At 58.5% G+C, this 17,471-nt stretch carries 15 protein-coding genes; 3 read left to right on the top strand and 12 right to left on the bottom strand.

All coding sequences use genetic code 11. From position 1 onward, the window contains the following. The coding region (locus tag K8U03_07145) for a prolyl oligopeptidase family serine peptidase (GenBank protein ID MCE9604665.1) at window positions 1-595 on the top strand (595 nt) is incomplete at its 5' end. A 99-nt stretch (window positions 596-694) separates the two neighbouring features. On the opposite strand, the gene K8U03_07140 is transcribed toward K8U03_07145, so the two are convergent. Then, on the bottom strand, window positions 695-2,185 hold the full coding sequence (locus K8U03_07140) for an AAA family ATPase (protein ID MCE9604664.1): 1,491 nt from the start codon (window positions 2,183-2,185) through the stop codon (window positions 695-697). Window positions 2,186-2,238: 53 nt separating this feature from the next. Between K8U03_07140 and K8U03_07135 the strand changes: the two genes are divergently transcribed. After that, window positions 2,239-3,147, top strand: a complete 909-nt coding sequence (locus tag K8U03_07135) for an NAD(P)-dependent oxidoreductase (GenBank protein ID MCE9604663.1) — start codon at window positions 2,239-2,241, stop codon at window positions 3,145-3,147. Here the strand turns inward: K8U03_07135 and K8U03_07130 are convergent. From K8U03_07130 to K8U03_07105, 6 genes are all read right to left on the bottom strand, one after another. Continuing rightward, window positions 3,144-3,341, bottom strand: coding sequence for a DUF2997 domain-containing protein (locus K8U03_07130; GenBank protein MCE9604662.1), 198 nt, complete (start codon window positions 3,339-3,341; stop codon window positions 3,144-3,146). The genes K8U03_07135 and K8U03_07130 overlap by 4 nt on opposite strands. Next, entirely contained in the window at window positions 3,338-3,709 is a 372-nt protein-coding gene (locus K8U03_07125; GenBank protein MCE9604661.1) for a DUF1257 domain-containing protein, read from the bottom strand. Before K8U03_07125 ends, K8U03_07130 begins: the two co-directional genes overlap by 4 nt. A gap of 392 nt (window positions 3,710-4,101) precedes the next feature. After that, complete coding sequence (locus K8U03_07120) at window positions 4,102-5,919, bottom strand: hypothetical protein (GenBank protein ID MCE9604660.1); 1,818 nt, start codon at window positions 5,917-5,919, stop codon at window positions 4,102-4,104. A 14-nt stretch (window positions 5,920-5,933) separates the two neighbouring features. Continuing rightward, window positions 5,934-7,298, bottom strand: coding sequence for a hypothetical protein (locus tag K8U03_07115; protein MCE9604659.1), 1,365 nt, complete (start codon window positions 7,296-7,298; stop codon window positions 5,934-5,936). 392 nt (window positions 7,299-7,690) lie between these two features. Next, window positions 7,691-8,215 carry a hypothetical protein gene (locus K8U03_07110; GenBank protein MCE9604658.1) on the bottom strand — a complete coding sequence of 175 codons (525 nt, stop codon included), beginning with the start codon at window positions 8,213-8,215 and terminating at the stop codon, window positions 7,691-7,693. 661 nt (window positions 8,216-8,876) lie between these two features. Further along, on the bottom strand, window positions 8,877-10,184 hold the full coding sequence (locus K8U03_07105) for an SGNH/GDSL hydrolase family protein (protein ID MCE9604657.1): 1,308 nt from the start codon (window positions 10,182-10,184) through the stop codon (window positions 8,877-8,879). Window positions 10,185-10,830: 646 nt separating this feature from the next. On the opposite strand from K8U03_07105, the gene K8U03_07100 reads away from it, so the two are divergent. After that, a complete protein-coding gene (locus K8U03_07100; GenBank protein ID MCE9604656.1) occupies window positions 10,831-11,865 on the top strand; it encodes a hypothetical protein in 1,035 nt (344 codons plus the stop codon). Window positions 11,866-11,923: 58 nt separating this feature from the next. Here the strand turns inward: K8U03_07100 and K8U03_07095 are convergent, their stop codons facing one another. From K8U03_07095 to K8U03_07075, 5 genes are all read right to left on the bottom strand, one after another. Next, window positions 11,924-12,148, bottom strand: a complete 225-nt coding sequence (locus K8U03_07095; protein ID MCE9604655.1) for a hypothetical protein — start codon at window positions 12,146-12,148, stop codon at window positions 11,924-11,926. An 869-nt stretch (window positions 12,149-13,017) separates the two neighbouring features. Beyond that, window positions 13,018-13,440, bottom strand: a complete 423-nt coding sequence (locus K8U03_07090) for a hypothetical protein (GenBank protein ID MCE9604654.1) — start codon at window positions 13,438-13,440, stop codon at window positions 13,018-13,020. 760 nt (window positions 13,441-14,200) lie between these two features. Further along, window positions 14,201-16,069, bottom strand: coding sequence for a SulP family inorganic anion transporter (locus tag K8U03_07085; GenBank protein ID MCE9604653.1), 1,869 nt, complete (start codon window positions 16,067-16,069; stop codon window positions 14,201-14,203). Between the two features lie 108 nt (window positions 16,070-16,177). Beyond that, window positions 16,178-16,483, bottom strand: coding sequence for a hypothetical protein (locus K8U03_07080; GenBank protein ID MCE9604652.1), 306 nt, complete (start codon window positions 16,481-16,483; stop codon window positions 16,178-16,180). 120 nt (window positions 16,484-16,603) lie between these two features. Continuing rightward, the gene (locus K8U03_07075; GenBank protein ID MCE9604651.1) at window positions 16,604-17,095 is read right to left on the bottom strand and encodes a PTS sugar transporter subunit IIA; all 492 of its coding nucleotides are present in this window, start codon (window positions 17,093-17,095) and stop codon (window positions 16,604-16,606) included. Between the last annotated feature and the right edge of the window lie 376 nt (window positions 17,096-17,471).

Below are 17,471 nucleotides of genomic sequence, written 5' to 3'. Positions count from 1 at the left end.
CGTCGTCTACGTCAACCCACGCGGGAGCACCGGTTACGGCGATGCCTTCACCGCGTTTATCGACCAAAACTATCCGAGCCAGGACTACGACGATCTCATGAGCGGCGTCGATGCCGTCATCGCCCGCGGCTACGTCGATCCGCAGAAGCTCTATGTCACCGGCGGCAGCGGGGGCGGCATCTTGTCGAGTTGGATGATCGGTAAGACCGATCGTTTCCAGGCCGCCGCCGTCATCAAACCGGTGATCAACTGGTACAGCTTCGCGCTCACCTCCGATCACTACAACTTTTTTGCGCGCTATTGGTTCGGTAAGAATCCTTGGGAAGCCCCCGAGGCCTATCTGAAACGCTCCCCTTTGTCGCTCGTCGGCAACGTCCGCACGCCGACGATGCTGATGACCGGCGAAGACGATTACCGCACCCCGATCTCCGAGGCCGAGCAGTATTACCAAGCCTTGAAATTGAGGAAGATCGACACGGTGCTCGTCCGTGTTCCCGACTCGTCGCACGACATCGGCGCTCGTCCGAGTCAAATGCTGGCGAAGTGCGCGTTCATCCTCAAATGGTTCGAGACGCACCCGAGCCGGAAAGAATAGCGAATCGAAAATCGTGCCTTAGGCTACCCTCCACTGACAACGGCAACGCAAGCCGAATTTGGCTACGCGTCGCCGTTGTTTTTTTACCGCGATGGATCGCTAGTTCTGCGAGGCATCTCGCGTGACCCGGCGGCGCGAGGAAGACGCCGACGCTTCACGACGGTAGATGCCGCCGCGATCGGCACTGAGACAGCGGCCACCGGCCCAGGTTCTCAACCGCTCGACCGCTTCGGCCGCCGTGACCGCGACCGGGACGACGTTCTCGGCTGCTTGGGCGAGCGGCAGATCCAAGAGCGCAGCGAGTCGGCAGCAGCTTTTGATTTCTGCACCGGTCCACTGTGCGTCGTCCGGCAGGCGCTGGCTGCGATCGAGTTGGTACTGCGTCAGGTACATTCGCCAGATCGCATCCTTTTCGCCGCGCTCCGGCAGATCCAGAAAGAACACACCGTCGAAGCGGCCGGCGCGGGTGAACTCGGGCGGGAGCTTCGAGACGTCGTTGGCCGTGCAGACCGTGAAGATGTCTGACTCGTGATCGTTGAGCCAGCTGAGGAACGCGCCGAACATCCGCGCCGAGACGCCGCTGTCGGCGGAGCCCGAGCCGCCGACCCCGGCGAACGCCTTCTCGACCTCGTCGACCATCAGCACGCACGGGGCCATCGCTTCGATGATCCGCAGCGCCTGCCGCGTCCGCTCTTCGGTCTGACCGACGAGCGATCCCATCAGCGTCCCGACGTCGAGGATCAAGACCGGCCGACCGGTCTCCTTACCGAGCGCTTTGCAGAACTGCGACTTGCCGCAGCCCGGCGGGGAGAGCAAGAGCACGCCTCGCGGACGCTTCAGCGGATTGCCCCGCCCCGGTTGCAGCAGCGCTCGTTTGCAAAAGGCCTTGAGCGCCGAGAGTCCACCCAAACTCGCAAAGTCGTCGTCGCTGCGGTGCAGCGACAACAGGCCGCTTTTCTTGAGCATTCCCGCCTTCAACTCCCAGACCGCTTCGGCCTGAATCCGGTCATGGCGGACCAACGACAAGCTGAACGCCCCTTCGGCCTCGTAACGCGTCAGGCCCGCCGCGGAGTCGAGCACGGTTTCGAGCGCCGCACCTTCCGGCAACTCACCGGCTTCCGTTGCGATCCCACGGGCGATTTCCAGCAGCTGCTCGCGGCCCGGGAGCTCATGCGGCACGACGACGAACAGTTTTTCGAGTTCGAGCGGGATTTGAACGAGGGGCGCGAGCACTACCAGGAAAGTCCGGTGCTGCTTGCCGTTGATGATCTGTCGAACTAGGGCTTGCACGATCTCGGCGGATTGCAGGAACCGATGGAAGTTATGCAGCACTAGGACTGCCGTACCGTCGGCTGTTGCCAACGAACTCAGCGCTCGAATCGCCGACAGCGGATCCTGGCCGGCGGTGTTCGTCGTTTCATTGCCACCGACGTCGAGTCCGCGGTCGATGTCCCAGGTCGCGAGTCGCCAGCTTTCGCGACGACAGAGCCCCGCGATTTCGGCGAGCGCATCCTGATGTTCGTGGCTTTCGATCCAAATACCGGTAAAGCAGGCTCGGACATACTCGGCGAATCGTTGCGATAAGGTCATAATGATTCCTCGGTCAGGGAAGTAAGGGAAATCGACAAGGAAAGCAGGCCGCCATGCAAATCGCCGTCACGGGAGCCACTGGGTTCGTAGGCCGATACATCGTTCGCTACCTGGTCGAGAACGGGCATCGCTGCCGCTGTTGGTACCGGCCGGGAAGCGATCGCATCGGACTGGACGATCTCGACTCCGGCATCGAATGGGTTCCCGGTGAGCTCGGCCATGCCGATGCGTCGGCGGCCTTAGTCGCGGGTTGCGGTGCCGTTGTTCATGCTGCGCTCTACCATCCGGGCGGAGGCTTCCGCGGCGGTGAAGGAAACATCCTCGATTTCGTCGAGCGAAACGTCCTCGGCACGATTCGCCTGATCGAAGCGGCGCGAGCGGCCGGTGTCGGACGCTTCGTCTTCATCTCGACCTGCGCCGTGCACGACAAGATTTTCGATGATCGGCCACTCGACGAGCGACATCCAACAACGCCCATGAACCACTACGGTGCTCACAAAGCGGCACTCGAACAGTTCGTCCATAGCTACGGGTGGGGCAAAGAGTATCGGATCTGCGCGCTCCGACCGACCGGCGTCTACGGCGTCGCCCATCCGGTTACGAATAGCAAATGGTTCCAGCTCGTACGGGCCGTCGTGCGAGGAGAAGACGTCACCTGCGTCCGAGGCGGGAAGGAAGTGCATGCCGCGGATGTGGCCAAAGCGACCGGTGTCCTACTCGTCGCCGATGACGTCGCCGGCGAGGCGTACAACTGCTACGACAAGTACATTTCGGACTATGAAGTTGCGTCGATCGCCAAAAACATTTCCGGTAGCCGGAGTACGATTCACGGAGCCCCGACTCACGCCAAGAACCAAATCGTGACGGATAAGATCACACGACTTGAAATGGAGTTCGGGGGAATGCCGTTGCTCGTCGAGACCGTCGAGCAACTCGTCGCAGCTGCGCAGCGAATGAGCTAAGTCCGATCCAAAAGGACTTGCTCGGGAGTAACCTGCTGATGAAATTCGGGCGTAATTCGTTCATCGGTCCGCGTGCCGAGCGCCTGTTCCACGAATCGACTGGCTTCCCGGCATTCGGAACCGGCGAAGCCTTTGGTTTCCAAGCGTGTTTGGCCTTTCGGATCGACGATGATTTCGATCGTCTTCGTTGTCATACGGCACCTCCGGCGACCTGCACCGTGAGTTTGATCGAGCCGTCGGCCAGCGACTGTTCGACGACCGTATGCCCCCTGCGCCTCGCTTCGAGTTTTGCTTTCTCAACCGCGTACGATTGCAGGAAGTTATCGAGCTGCGATTGTTCGCCCCAGCGCCCGCCGAAGTTGTCGAAGGCGAGCTTGCCGGCGGCCGTGTCGCAGACGACGGGGTACCGCCAAGCGGGCAACTGCACGCCGAGCCCGGTCGCATGGCTGCTGTAGAGTTGGAACGTGCCTTCCGTCGGAGACGGCAATCGGAGGCGGTTGCAGGCCGCACAGACGGCTGCTGGATCTCGGACTTGCGATTCGATTGTGACGATGTGCGACAAGGTAGTTCTCCTTTAATGAGTAGACAATGAGCGCGGAGCAATGACGATCATCAGGCGGTCTTCCGCGACTGGAGGTCGCCACCGGCGCCGGATCGGTCGTTTAGAAAACAACCGCCCGTAATATGAAGAGCGAAGAACGGACTCGGCAAAGCCCGGAGACGGTTGCGGAAAGCTAACGGTCCGTCACAAGAGATATGCCCGAGAATGCGGGGTTATTAAGCTCTCGCCTAGGAGACTTGTGATGAGATTCGCGTTAGGCGACGATCGGACTGAAACGTCTACCGGCTGAAGCCGGCAAAGTCGCGGATGAGAAGCACGATAGTCGTAGTAAGTAGAGTCTGGCGACAAGTACAAAAGAAATGGTCGACTGGTCGCGATGAGAGCACTGGCAACTACTTTGCTTCGGCTCCGACCGCCGTATTGACCGAAGACGCCCAGAGTTCTAGTTTGCGGCGCGCGACGTCACACTTTGCCAAATAGACTAAGCGGTCGGTTTCTAGTTCCCGCCGACTTACCCATAAGTACTTTCCGCCCTCGTAAAGCAGAGCAGCCCCAACGCTGATTGCGATCCCAACAGGACCGCCGATCGAACCGCCTGTGGCGGCGGAGACGATGAAATCGGCTCCCAATACAGCACCTTCGGAAACGACGATGACCAATGCTGCCTCGTAGGCATGATCGGCGACTTCCCCCCAACTCGCGTCGTGCGAGATGGCGGATATGGCACTTTCACCGACGATAAATATTGCCGCCGCAACTCCGCCGCCGACGATCCTGCTCGCGAGTCTTGCGCTCATACGTTCCGCGGTTTCTTGGCCGCCACGTTTCAGCAAACGCTCAACTACAAGCGATTCCGCCTTCCCGGAGACCACAATCGCAGCGGCACCAGTCCCGAGTCTTGCGGACCATTCGACAGGGCGATCCGACTGGAGCCATTCTTTTAATCCCTGATCGCTTGTTGCGGAGTCGATTCCCGCGCCGACGACGGTAAACACCGCCAAGATTCTTTGAGCTTTCAGAATTTGAGTTCGTCGTGCTTGGTTCGCCAGACGGCGAAGCTTTTCGTCGGTGCGACCGATTGCTTGTACGGGAGAAACTCCTCGCTTAACGTCCTCCTTCATTGCTGCGAGGATGCGGTCCATTTCCGATTCCGCAACCCCGTACACCGCCGCTCTCAATAAGGATCGAGCGTTGCGTTGAATCAGATCCGGGGCATGTTCGTTTTGCAACCAGCGTGTAGCGACGCTACCAGCTTTGCCCGGTCGCAAACCGGATTGAACAAGTCGATCCACCTCGCCTTCATAGATCTTTTGCAGGGCAAGCGTTGCGAAGGCATTTTCCCCCAAGCGCGTGCGCAAGACACTCAGATTATTATCCGAATCCAATAGCGCTTCAAACTGCAGGCGCGCAACTTGTTCGCTAGTGAGCCGATCTCTGACCATTTGTCCAACTTTTCGACCGACTTCATCCGTTCCTAGTACTCCCAATGAGCCGCGACCGCTTGCTTTGTCTTGCGCATACAGTTCACCGGACTGACGATCGAACTTCAGTCCTACTTTTCTTGCCCGCTCGCTGATCAATCGGCTTCCCGTCTCCAGGTCTAGATCACCGGTTCGTATTTGATGCTGCACGGCCTCACATTCACCAATCGCTTGTTTGATCTTTTCAAAAACGTCCGCCGTAATTACGAGTTTGTCGGCGGCTCGATCCGAGAGAAGTAGTTTTTCGAGAGACGTTTTGGAACTGCTTCCCCCGTAGGCCTGCAACGTTTGTAAAGTCTTGCCCGAAATCGGGTCGTAGCGTTCGATATCGACGTAGGTATGGCCAACCGAGGATAGGCGATAACGCGGACCGCCCAGTGTGGCATTCCACCGCCGAACTAGACTTTGTTCAAAAAGAAACCCCTTAAACGTTTTCGCCTCGCGAAGCGACATCGAAGCGGCGTAGCCCCGGACATCTCCATGCTGGGCGACTTTCGTAGGCCGATTTCTCTGCAACGCGTCGAAGAAGTCTTGCCTGTGCCGCGGAATGTTCTTGTCAGTCGATCGCGACTTTGCGGTTAGTGCCGCTTCAGCTTGAGACCATTGATCCAAGTGCCGCAACACACGGACATGATCCTTTGGGGACATCGTCACCGCCGGGAGAGGAGAGGCGCAAACGCTTGCCGTCAAACAAAGGGTGAATGCGGCGATCTTCGTGGCGGCGGCCATACGCACTTCCTTGGCTAAAAGTCGGACAGAGGTCTGCGCTGCATTTCTTCCACGACTCGCGTCACTGCGACTTTATCGGAGGAACTCAGTTCGGATAGAAACTTCTGAAACATGTCGGCGAAAAGGGAATAGGTGACCGGATGCAACAATTGAGGATCGATTCGGCCAACCTTTTCCCCCAACACCTTCTTAAATGCCTCTTCGTCGTCATTGAACCAACCTTTGGCTTTAGCGTAATCCCCGATCGACTCCTCCAGCATTTTAATCGCCCATAAATTGTAGTCGCGAGTCTGCTGGGTTCTTTGGGCGATGGCGCGTCTACGAATTTCTTCGAGCAACTGATTCGCCTCGATCTGGCAGGCGGTCGAACATAAACGGTCGATCTGATTTAGCCCGATTTCCGCTTCCGCCAATTTCCTGCCGCGAGCGTGCCCGGTCTTGATGCTAGTGTCTTTGTCAATCAGCTCGAGGATCGAACGTGCTTCGGCGATCGCCTTCTTGGCGTCGGCATCGGCGATAGTCTGCATTTGCCGGATGGAAAGGACCTGAATTCGCCGCTCCAGTTGTGCCAACAATCCCTGGCAAGCGGCTTGCTCCGCGGTGAGATCAGATCCTTGCAGCTTCGCCTCTACGATCTTGCCGTTGAGGTATTCGCCTTGGATTCGGAGTTCGTGAAGTTTACTCGTCGCCAGATCTTCTTTTTTCGCGGATTTTTCCAACCCATCGAACTCGACCTGCAACTCGAGTCGTAAAGACTTCTGCTCCATTTCTACAATCACTAATGCCAACGCGGTAAGTCGGTCGCGAAGCGCGTCACTTAGATTATCCGGTGAGATCAGGCGAAGCCGCTTGTTCAGGAGTTCCAACTGATTTCTACTCGCGCTGGACACCTCCTTTTCCAGCGTGTCCAGCTCATGAGCGATGATTTCGCTTTGCTTTTGGGCCGCTTCGTTTTCCCAGCGTGCAACTTCATCCTGACGTTGGATAATCGATTGAACGTCTTCAGCCGACACGGCCCCGCGAAGTGCGGAACGAACGACCGCGTCGTACGCGGCGACTTGCAGCTCACAGAGATCCCAATCGTGCTCCTTCAAGCCTGCGTCAAATTTTGCTCTTAGCCGGTTTCGATAGGCATCGAGGGCCTGGTCGTTATCCGGATCAGCCAGCAACGCTGCGGACAACAAGGTAATTGCCGGAGCATCGTGCCCTTGGCTGAACTCCAACTCGGCTTTTAATACAAGCTCATCGGCCCTTTTTGCAGCGGTGAGATCTTGATGCCCGAAGTCTTTCCAAAGCGTTCGAACTTGAAACAAGCAGATTGCCAGCAAGACGACGGAAATGAACAAAGAAGAGCTCAGGATGCAAAGCAAGCGTTGCATAAGCGAGAACTGCCTTATTTCCGGAGCGCGAAGTCCAAGTTGATTCGACCGTAGCAAAACTGTTCGTTTTGAAAACCTGCTCAGGGTCGGGTTCCTGCGTCGTCGCGTCCGGATGCTCGCACGACCATTTTTCGCAAGCGCTGCACCAGACGTCGGGACGAGGACCGTCTGTTTCGGTGCTCCAGAAAAAGCCCACCTGTTCGCCGGTGTCGACCGCACGGCACACGTGGATGCACGCAATGGCGAACTCCTGGACTCCGTGTTTTGCACAGGAAATATGTTGCGACGTCATTTGTGCGAGTGAATGACAAGCTCACCTGCGCTGGGTGCGTGAGGTGTTTACGAAGTCCCGAAAACTATCATCGCGGCCGGTGTGAGGTTCAGCGTTTGCTCTACTCGGCGACGATCTTGCCCCAAGACTTTACCCCGGTCACGGTCTTCTTCTCTCGGTCCCACGTGAGGTTCAGCCCGCCGTTGAAGCCCTTCGGGTTGCCGTCAACGTGCTCGATGAGAAACACGCCGTTCGTTCCAGTGCCGATTCCGTAGTGCGTGAAGCCCACCTCGGCGCAGAGTTGTTTGACGGGTGCGGAACCGAGTTGTTTTTCGAGATATCGGAAGCAGTCGGTGACGGCATCTTCATAACCGTCGATTCTCGAGTTGCCCGCGAGGTCCACCAGCACCTTGTTGGCCCGCAAGCGGATCACCCCGTCCTTACTCGTTGTCTTGAGCTCTTCGAGCTGCCTTTTCTCGCTGTCGGTCCACGTCCGACCGTTCTGCTTCCCTGTCGTGCTCCAGAAGTCCTCGGCTTTGAGAATTTCACTGACATCGCCCGGCTTGTCATCGTTCGCTTGCACACATTGCAGAGCCGGTCCGAAGGCAAAGGCCAAGGAACAAGTCATCGTCAGAAGCCATCGCATGGTCAATTCCGTTTAGTTAGCGGTTCGTGTCAAGCCGACAAGCCCGGCGTCAGACATCAGCAGCCCGCTCGAAGCGACGGGCTCGCCATGAGTCTACCGCGCGCGAAGCCGGCGAGCTAATTCGCAATCGACTTGCGGGTCGTCCGGCCGACGGACGGCGAGCGAGTGGTCCGTGCCGAGCACGGGCGGCGCAATTGGAAGAAGGCTGTGCCGAAGCTGCTCGCCAAGTCCGCGGATCCGAAACTACGTGCGAAGATCGCAGCGGCCAAGATCGGCAAGCCACGAGCCCCGTCGACCGTCGAGAAGATGCGACGGGCGGCTACTGGCAAGAAGGCGTCGGCCGCGACGAAGCGAGCGATGTCCTCGACACACTGCAGGCGAGGCCCACGACCGCTGTGGTTGAATCCGCCCTGGACCGCGGCCCACGACGCATTACTTGCGAAGCTCTCGCCCGCCGAGGTGGCGATCCGTGCGCAGTCGAAGGTGAAGCGAGCAGTCTGCGAAGCGGCCGAGGCGAAGGCGTCACGGTCTTCAAACGCAGGGACGAAAATGACGACAGCCGCTCTACAAGGCTGCGCAAGGGCAAGCCGCGCCGACCGCGAAGCTCAAGGCCGCGTTCCTCAAGCTGGTCGACGTCACGTTCACAGGCGTACGATCGGTGTTACTTGGCCGGAGCGATCGTGACCTTGTGCGACTTCAACTCGAGCGTCTTGCGAATCGCGGCTTCGAGCGTCGGCAACTCTTGGGTCCGCTCGGCGATCGCCGCTTGCTTCTTCGATTCGATTTCTTGCGGCGTGAGTTTGATGCCGAGGTAATCGGGAATCGAGACGCTCGACAGAATGATGCCGCGGAAGATTCGATCGTGATAGAACTTATTCTTCGCTTCGATCGCCTTGCGGATGTCGTTCACCTGATCGGCCACCGGCCCGGCGGCGAGCGCCGGCGTCGCGAGATTCACACCCGCGGCCAACTCCTCGGCCGTGTACTTCGCAACCGACTTGTCGCCGAGCTTCACTTCGTAGCTCCCCGGCTTGAGGCCGCGAACCGTGAGGCGATAGTCGTTGGCGAGGTCGCGAATCGAAGTCCACGGCAAGATCGGGGCGGCGTCTTGCGGGAAGAACGGCAGCGATTCATCGAGCCGATCGAACGTGAGCGTGTCGCCGTCGCGAGCGACGGCGGACACTTGGCACTTCTCTCCCTTGGCCGACTTCAGATCGGCGGCGTCGATCTCGACTGACGAGACGAACGTCGGGAAGTTGAGTCCTTGCAGAATGGAGTAGGCCATGACCGCTTGGCCCGGCGGACCCGGGTGAACGGCATCGCCCGCGGTGATTCGAGCATAACGCTTCGACTTGTCGCTGCGCGCTTTATCGAGCACGGCCATGTACGGATGGAATTGATCGACGAACAGGCCGGCGTTCTTCTCGGCGTTCGCCTTCACCCCTTCGGAGAGTTTTTCCAACGTGAGGTTGTAACCAGTCAGCGCCGTGTCCCCTCCTTCCGGACCATCGAGCGGTTGCGGAGTGCACCACGCCACTCGCACGCCGGCCTTCTTCGCTTGATCGGCGATTCCTTGCAGACCCAGCATGTAACGATCGAAGATCGCTTTGTCGTACGGTCGATAGCCGCCGTCGTTCATGCCGAAGTCGACGGTCATCGCCGTCGGCTTGAACGATACGACATCGCGCTGAAACCGGCCGTTGCCGCCGGTGCTGGAGTCGCCGCCGATGCCGATGTTGCGGAACGCGAGGTTCCACTTCGGAAACCGCGTCGTAATCCACGTCTCGAGGTAGTTGCTGTACAGGTGCTGCTCGGTGATCGAGTCGCCCATCACGACGATCCGATCGCCGTCGCGAAAGAAAAACTCCGCGGCCGATGTGCTTGAAGCGGTCGAGGCGAGCAAGCCGAAACTGAGGCAGATTGCCGCGAGGCGAATCGCAGTTTTGTCCAGGGTGATGCGAAGGTTCATCGGAGGAATTCTCGGTGAGGGTAGGCGTCGCTGAGCGGGCGAATATGCGCCGCGGTTCGCTACCTTAGCAGCGAGAGCGCACTTGCGAAAGCGGCAGACCGACGCCGCGATATTCGTGTTCGTCGCCGTCGCCGCCACTCTCGCACTTCGGTTTTGATCCATTTCGCCAACTTGACGTATCCGTCTAACGAACAGCGGTCAGCCGCCTGCTCGAAGCGACTGGGCATAAGATCGCTTCGTCCAAGGTTTGTTGCGGTGCCTGCGCATAATGTCGGTCAGCGATCGTGTCGGAGCGTGGCCGAGAAACAGCACCTCGATCCCCGCGAACTCCTTGCTGCTCTTGAGCAGGCTCGCGGAGGTTTTGCGGAGCAACTTCGGCGGCTTCGCGATCTTGGTCTTACGACGTAGTCTCGCGAACGCACTGGCGACGTTGTCGATCTTTTCGAGCTTGCCTCCTGCCCCGAGTGACTCGGTCTCAGAAATAATTCGTGCAGCGACTTCACGATTTATTCGACTTCGGTCGCGGTTGTTCGCAAATGAGGGCTATGATGGCGACGCGATCGATGTCTGCCGCCGACGCCGACACCCGCCGAACGATGCTGCGACGAATCTTCGCACTCCCTTAGCTACACCAACGGAACTCACCATGACGCCGAAGAATCACTTGCTCGTCACACTTATCTGCGGCTTCGGCCTATCGTTCGGCGGCGATGCTCGGGCCGCTTCGCCGGTCGAGGACGCGGCGGAGCATTTCGCGAACATGGATCGCGACGGCAGCCCCGGTCTTTCGAAGGCCGAGATCGGGCCGTACGCCTGGGGCCGCTACGATGCCGACGACGACGGCCTCGTCTCGAAGCAAGAGTTCATCGCCGGACGAAACGCCGATCGTCTGCGCGCCGCGGCCGCCGGTCGTACCGACCGTGCTTGGAGTCTGCTCGATTGGAACCATGATGACTTCCTCTCCGGCACCGAACTCGACGGTAAGTGGGAGCAATACGACGCCGACGCCAACGGTCGCGTCACGCGACAAGAGTTTCTCGGCAGCGCAGTTCCGCTCAAGGTTCCGGCCGACATGCCGATGCCGGGCGCTCCGCCGGCCCCGGCCGACGTCGTTGCGGTTCCGGCCGGGAAGAGTCTCTGGGGTAAGACGCTTGCCGAGGCTAAGCAGGCGGACCTCTTCACGTTTTTCGGCCTGGAGCCGTTGGAAGGGTCGATCGAACTCGAAGCCGGCACCCAATTCGACTTCCGGCCGAAAGCTCCGGCGTTTCGGAAGCTCGTGTTACTGCACGTGATCGTCGACGACAAAGAGAAGATCCGCGGAGCCGAACTCCTCCTCGAGCGATCCTTCATCGAGAGTCCGCAGACCGGGCGCTTTGCGCGCGACATCGCCAAGAGCTTTCTCTCGCAACTGACGCCTGACGCAGACCTCAAGCAATCGACCGACCTGATCAACGAGATCATGTTCGGCGGCGAAGGAAATCGCGTCGTGGTCGACCCGACGACGATCCCGCGGTTGCCCAACCCGCCCACGCCCGGCTATCAAGTGTTTCAGGGAAAGAGCGAGCGGTTCGATAAGAAGTTCGAAGTCTCGCAACTCGCGATGCTGAACTTCGGCGGCGATGAAAAAACGCTCTCGCTTTCCATCCAACGGAAAAACGCCGACGAACCCGGCGCCGAATAAGCGGTACTTGGTCGGGATTCGTCGGGCCCTCGAAGCGAATTGCTTTCGATTCGAAGCGTTAGCCTCCCGATTTTGGTTTGACCAAGCGGAGCCTCATCAGATCTTCTCCGGAATCCAGTTCGAGTATTCCTTCGGTCGCTTTCCAGCGCATCTCGGCGTTGTTGTAAGTCTCGCCGTCGTCGTTGACCATGATCAGTCGCTTACCTTCGACCGTGTACTTGCCCGCTTCACGACGTCCGCCGTAATGCAGAATGCCCCAGGTTCCGTTTGTCAGAAACTCCACATCCGCCGGATTCTCCGCGTCCTTGATCGGTTTGGAAAATGCGTCGATGAAAGTCGTCGCAATCCTTCGGTTCGTGCGCTTAGTCTACCGTTAGAAACGAGTCGCAACGGCAGAATTGGTTCCCGTGCGCCGTTTCGATGAATTCGGGCGGCACGCAATCCCGAGAGAAGTATTGTCTGAGCGAGCCGCTTCACGGCTTGCATAGGACTTTTCACTACCTTCTAACGAGTTTCGGATGAGCTCTCAGTCGCTTGTCTCGGGTGAAATCCGCGCCCATCCCGACAAGCCGACCCTTCCCGTTCATCAACTTCTCGAACCTGTGAAGTTCGTGCCGAATGCCTAGATCTGCCGACACCTCCAGACACGGATAAAAGTTTTCGTACCCTGCGATCGACTTTGCCATGTGGCTACGAACAAAACTAGCCGCGGCGGGCGTAGAATCGCCTTCTTCCAAGACCTTCGAGCTTGCCGCGATGTGACACTGCGTGCTAGATCGACAGATGTTCGGTGCGTGGCCTACGACGTCAGCATGCAGCGGCGGCCGATGCATGGGAAGCTCACGGCCCTCGTGGGGATGCTGGAGGCCGAGCGGTAGCCTTCCCGGTGCGAATAACTCGTTACCGAATGTTTTAGCTCGTCGACATTGAGCGCAGGCGAACGCCGCGCTCTTCATCGCGTCAACCATCGTTTGGACGCTGCCTAGCACGGTGTGTTCACAGCGGAAGATCAAACGATAGCGATCAGCCGTCCGTTCGAAGCGACCAGACTTGAGATGAGTCTAACGCACTCGAAGCCGACGAGATCATCCGCTTTCGACTTGCGGGTCGGCTGGATCGTCCTGTTAAGTCCGAACCGCTTGAAGGCATGCGTTATCGCAGCCATCCGCGAGCAATGCCGATGCGGCTGAGGCCGACAAGCCCGACACCGATGGCGAGCACGATCACTTGCATTATGACGGCGACGGGCTTAGCTAAGCTCGCGCCATCCGCCAGAACGAACAAGCCGAAGTCTTGGACCAGGATTCCGATGAGCGACAGGGCCAAGAACACAAAGGCCCACTTCTTGCGGAGGAGCAGTCCGATGCAGCCGAGAACTCCGCCGAACACCGAAACGGCCATTGCAACGATTGCCCAGTCGGGGCGCGCCGCATAAAGCGCCTGTTGAGACTCCGGCAGCTTGGCCAGACTCTCCGGCGAGATGCGAAGATCGGCGAAGAACGCAAAACAACCGAGCAAGTTCCAAAGCAGAGCAACTACTGCGGCAGCCTTGAACCAAGTCGGCTGTGTGTTCATTCGATTCCTTCACGATTGCCTGCAAAATGCCTGCGGCGTCTAACTTGCTGTTCACCTGCGCGGCGCCGGGTCCGTTTTGATTTTGAAGGGAGTATACGCCGCCGTACCAAGTTAAGCGACTAGTTAGGTCCGAACTTTAGGTGCGAAATACTCCGATGAATTTCGTATCGGATCCCGGGCTGAAAAAGTGAGATAGGTTTACGACACTTCGCCGGTTATAGACCCCGTGGGCAACCGCCGCCGTGGCGGACCAAGTGACGGTGGTCCATATTACGGGCAGGACTTGCGCCGAAGGCTTCGATGTTACCATCGCATGGATGTGCAATGTTGCGCTGCTGATCATCCCGAACGCTAAAGCTCAATTTAAGGTTGAACCCCTCCGCCGCAAAGAGAATCGTTCGACACCGTGACTGCTGAGCTCGATGCGCGCTTGAGATATGAATCAGGCCGCGGACTCTGCCCGATTTCCCCCTCTATTGATAATTGCCCCGTTTGCTCTGTCGTCGCTTTACGGACCCGTTTGGCGAGGTGCACGAAGACTCCTCGCTATAAAAATGGATCGCCGCCACGCGTCGACAGTTTTGCTTCCGATGCCTTGTTCGGCAGGATGTACTGTGAGTCACTTCGCTGTGCTCTTCCGTCGCCTACTGCACGGCACGTTACGGAATCGCGATACCTCAGAGCTATTCACCAGGGATCCGACAAAAGCAACGGTCCGTGGAAATCGTCTCGATGTAGGCATCGTCCGCAAGCAACTTGCTCAATTCATTGCGGTCACGCGTACGCTCGAATCATGGCGCGAAAGGGGTGTCATACGGTCGAGTCCGACCAAGTTGATCGGTACGTTCGAATGGGCAGCCTCGCGAATCGCATGATTCAGTGCGTCACAAGAGGAATGGTCGATGAGGGCGACTCGGTCACTGATGTGCACGTAGACCGTGGTCGCTTCCGGAGGAATGGCCTCTAACTCCCGACACAGCTGCATCGAGTTGAAGCATACGAGGGGCTTCGCAAGATGGAGGTGGTAGGCGCCGTCGACCAGGGCCTTATGCTCAACAGGGTTTTGGAAAAAGCCGAAGAAGCTTTCCCACATGGACACGACTTCGCTCATGTGCAACACGACGTCGCGGGCCGACGGGGGAAGGCTGTTGAGTTCGCGCTGCAGCTTATGGGCATTGCACCAGGAAACCGGCTTGTCGACATACAAATGATAGGTGCCGTCGATCCATTCTCGGCGGCCGACCGGATTCGCGAAGAGATCGGAGAAGGAGATCCGTTTCTCGCCATTTGATAAGCGAGCTACCGCCTGGCGGCAAAGATATGCGTTCAACGCGAGTTTCGCCACCAAACCGGCGATGATGCCCCAAAGCAGGTCGGTTGCCAACGTCGCGATGATCGTGAAGACGAAAATGCCGAACTGCTCTTTGCCGATATGGGCTACATGACGCCAGACCGAAGGTTCGCACATTTTCCAACCGGTATACAGCAGTACCGAGGCCAGGACCGCCAGCGGGATGAGATTGATCATCTGGTAGCCGACGACGAGATACAGGATCAGGCAGATCGAGTTCGTGAAATTGGCCCATAGCGTCCGCCCCCCCGCCGCGACGTTGACCTTGCTTTTCACTCCTCCCGGGATAATCGTCAGCCCGCCGACCAGACTCGAAGCGATATTCGAGACGCCCATGGCCAGGAGCACGCGATTGGGTTGCGAACGCCGATGCCACGGATCGATTCGATCGACGGCCATGGCGGTCGCCAGCGATTCGACTCCGTCGATCATCGTGAGCAGGATGACTCCCATCAGCGCTGCGTACCACAGATCTTGTCTGGCGAACAATTCCGCGAAATGAGGAGAATGGATGCCTTGGAACGGGTTCTCCGGAATCTTGATGAGGAACTTGCCGTCGTTGAGCGCGCCGAGACTGAGTATTTGTGCGAGCGCCACGCCGATCACCACCGCGACGAGCTGCGGCGGCAGAATCCGGAGGAAGCGAACTTTGGATTGCAGTCGGTCCAATACGAACAGCGACACGAGCGTCACCAACCCGACGGCGAAGACTTGAGGCGTCATCCGCGCGGCAAGTTCCGGAATCGCGGCGACGTATTGATGAAATTCGTGCGCATGCATCGTCCCGGTGAAGCCGAAGAACGCGGAGAATTGCTTGACGATGATCAACAGACCGATCGAGGCGAGCATCCCTTCGACGACGGCGACGGGAATCATCGCGGCATACCGGGCTAATCCCAAGCCGCTGATGATCAACTGTGCGCATCCGACTAGGAAGATGACGACCAATAAGAACGGATAGCCTGCTCCGACATGGGTCGCGTCGCCCGCGCCTCCTAACGAGGCCATCACTACGATGATCGCCGGGGCCAATCCCGCCGCCGGCCCGGCGATGGTCACGTAAGCGCCGCCGATGAGAGGGAATATCAAGCCGGCGATGATCGCCGAAATGAGGCCGTAAATCGGCGGGACGCCGGACGCGATCGCGATGCCCGAGGAAAGCGGCAAGGACACCAAGGAAACGACGATCCCGGACAGAATGTCGTGCCGGATGTGCTTCAAGCCGGCGATGCCGTTCTGCGGTTTTTCGAGTGATGGCGAGGAATGCGGAGCGGACATGAAAGCCTCGTTGGCGAGAACGGTAAAGAGCGAATTGCTGACGAAGGTTACGAACTAGATATCGGCGACATCGGACTCGGGTGCGACGATCGGATGCGATCGGTCGCTTTACCATCCTTTTCTTTTCTTCCCCCGCTTCCGCGCGAGCTCGAGAGCGAGCTGCGGCCGACGCTCCAACAGACGAATTTCGATCTGCGGTCGTCCCCACCACTCGTGGCGTTTGCCGTTCGGAAAAGTCTCCAACCGATATCCGAAACGGCACTGGCCGAACGTGTCCATGAAGGCACTCTTCGCGACGACGATGACTCCTTTCGGATGCCGCAGAAAACAATTCTGCGCCCATTCCGAACAATCCGTGATGAACTCGACTCGATCACCGAGTTGCAGCGTCTCGACCTTCACGATCTGAGTCATGTTTTCCGAACTCCATAGGATCTTCCCGGCACAATCGACTATTACGAAAACCCGCACGAAGTTCGGTACGCCGTAGGTGGTCGAAAAAGCCTACGGTGATCGATTGCATCCGCCATCCGGCTACGACCGATCCAAGTCACAGAGAAACTGGTGAAGGGCGTCTCGCGTTCGACAACCCAGCAAGCGCAGGCACTGACTCTTGTCCTTGCCCACGGCCGCGATCTTCCCCAAGAGTTCGTAGGACTTGGCGGACCCTTGGGGCGACACGAGCAGAAACACGCAGTGAACCAACTGTTTATCCAGCGCGTCGAACGGAATGCCGTGGGGGTCAAGCGCGAGGACCCCCAGCGGTCTTTCGACGGCGTTTGAACGGCAATGCGGAAAAGCGACCCCGTTTCCGATACCGGTCGTGCCGGTCTGCTCTCGCGCTAAAATCGCTTGGACAAGCGTCCGTTCGTCGTCATCTCCGAGTCCGTGCAATGTCTTGAGGTGACGAACCATTCGCTCGATGGCTTCGCGTTTGGTTCGCACCTCCAACCCGAGCAAAATCGCGTCTGGTGAGAAGACGGCCGACAGACTTTCGCTTGTCGACGTGAGGCCTGCCGTGGTCATAAGTATTTCCTACGTTCACCTGTCCGAAACCGTCGCCGAACGTTCGTGTCGCCCGAATTAGGATCGAGAGTGTTCAGGAGCTTTTCCGAAATGATCGTGGCGAATTTTGCCAAGCTCTTGGGTCGCTCTTACGATCGGCAATTGAAATGCCGTACGACTATTACAATTCGGCAGGGGCCGAAGCACGCTCAGCGACGCGTGCCGAGCACGACAAGCTGCCGGACGTGAGCGTTGAAAGCTGCAAATGCCTGGGGACGCCTGCAAGATTCTGCAGTTCGGTAACGCATCGTCAGTGAACGGTGCGCGTTCCTCGGCTAGACGCCGGCGATCGCGTCGACGAGATCACGATCGCTGGATCCGGCGTGGCGGAAACCGG

The organism is Planctomycetia bacterium, assembly GCA_021413845.1.
Classification (GTDB): domain Bacteria; phylum Planctomycetota; class Planctomycetia; order Pirellulales; family PNKZ01; genus PNKZ01.
Note: the sequence above shows the minus strand (reverse complement) of the source record. Positions and strands in the feature narration are given on the sequence as shown.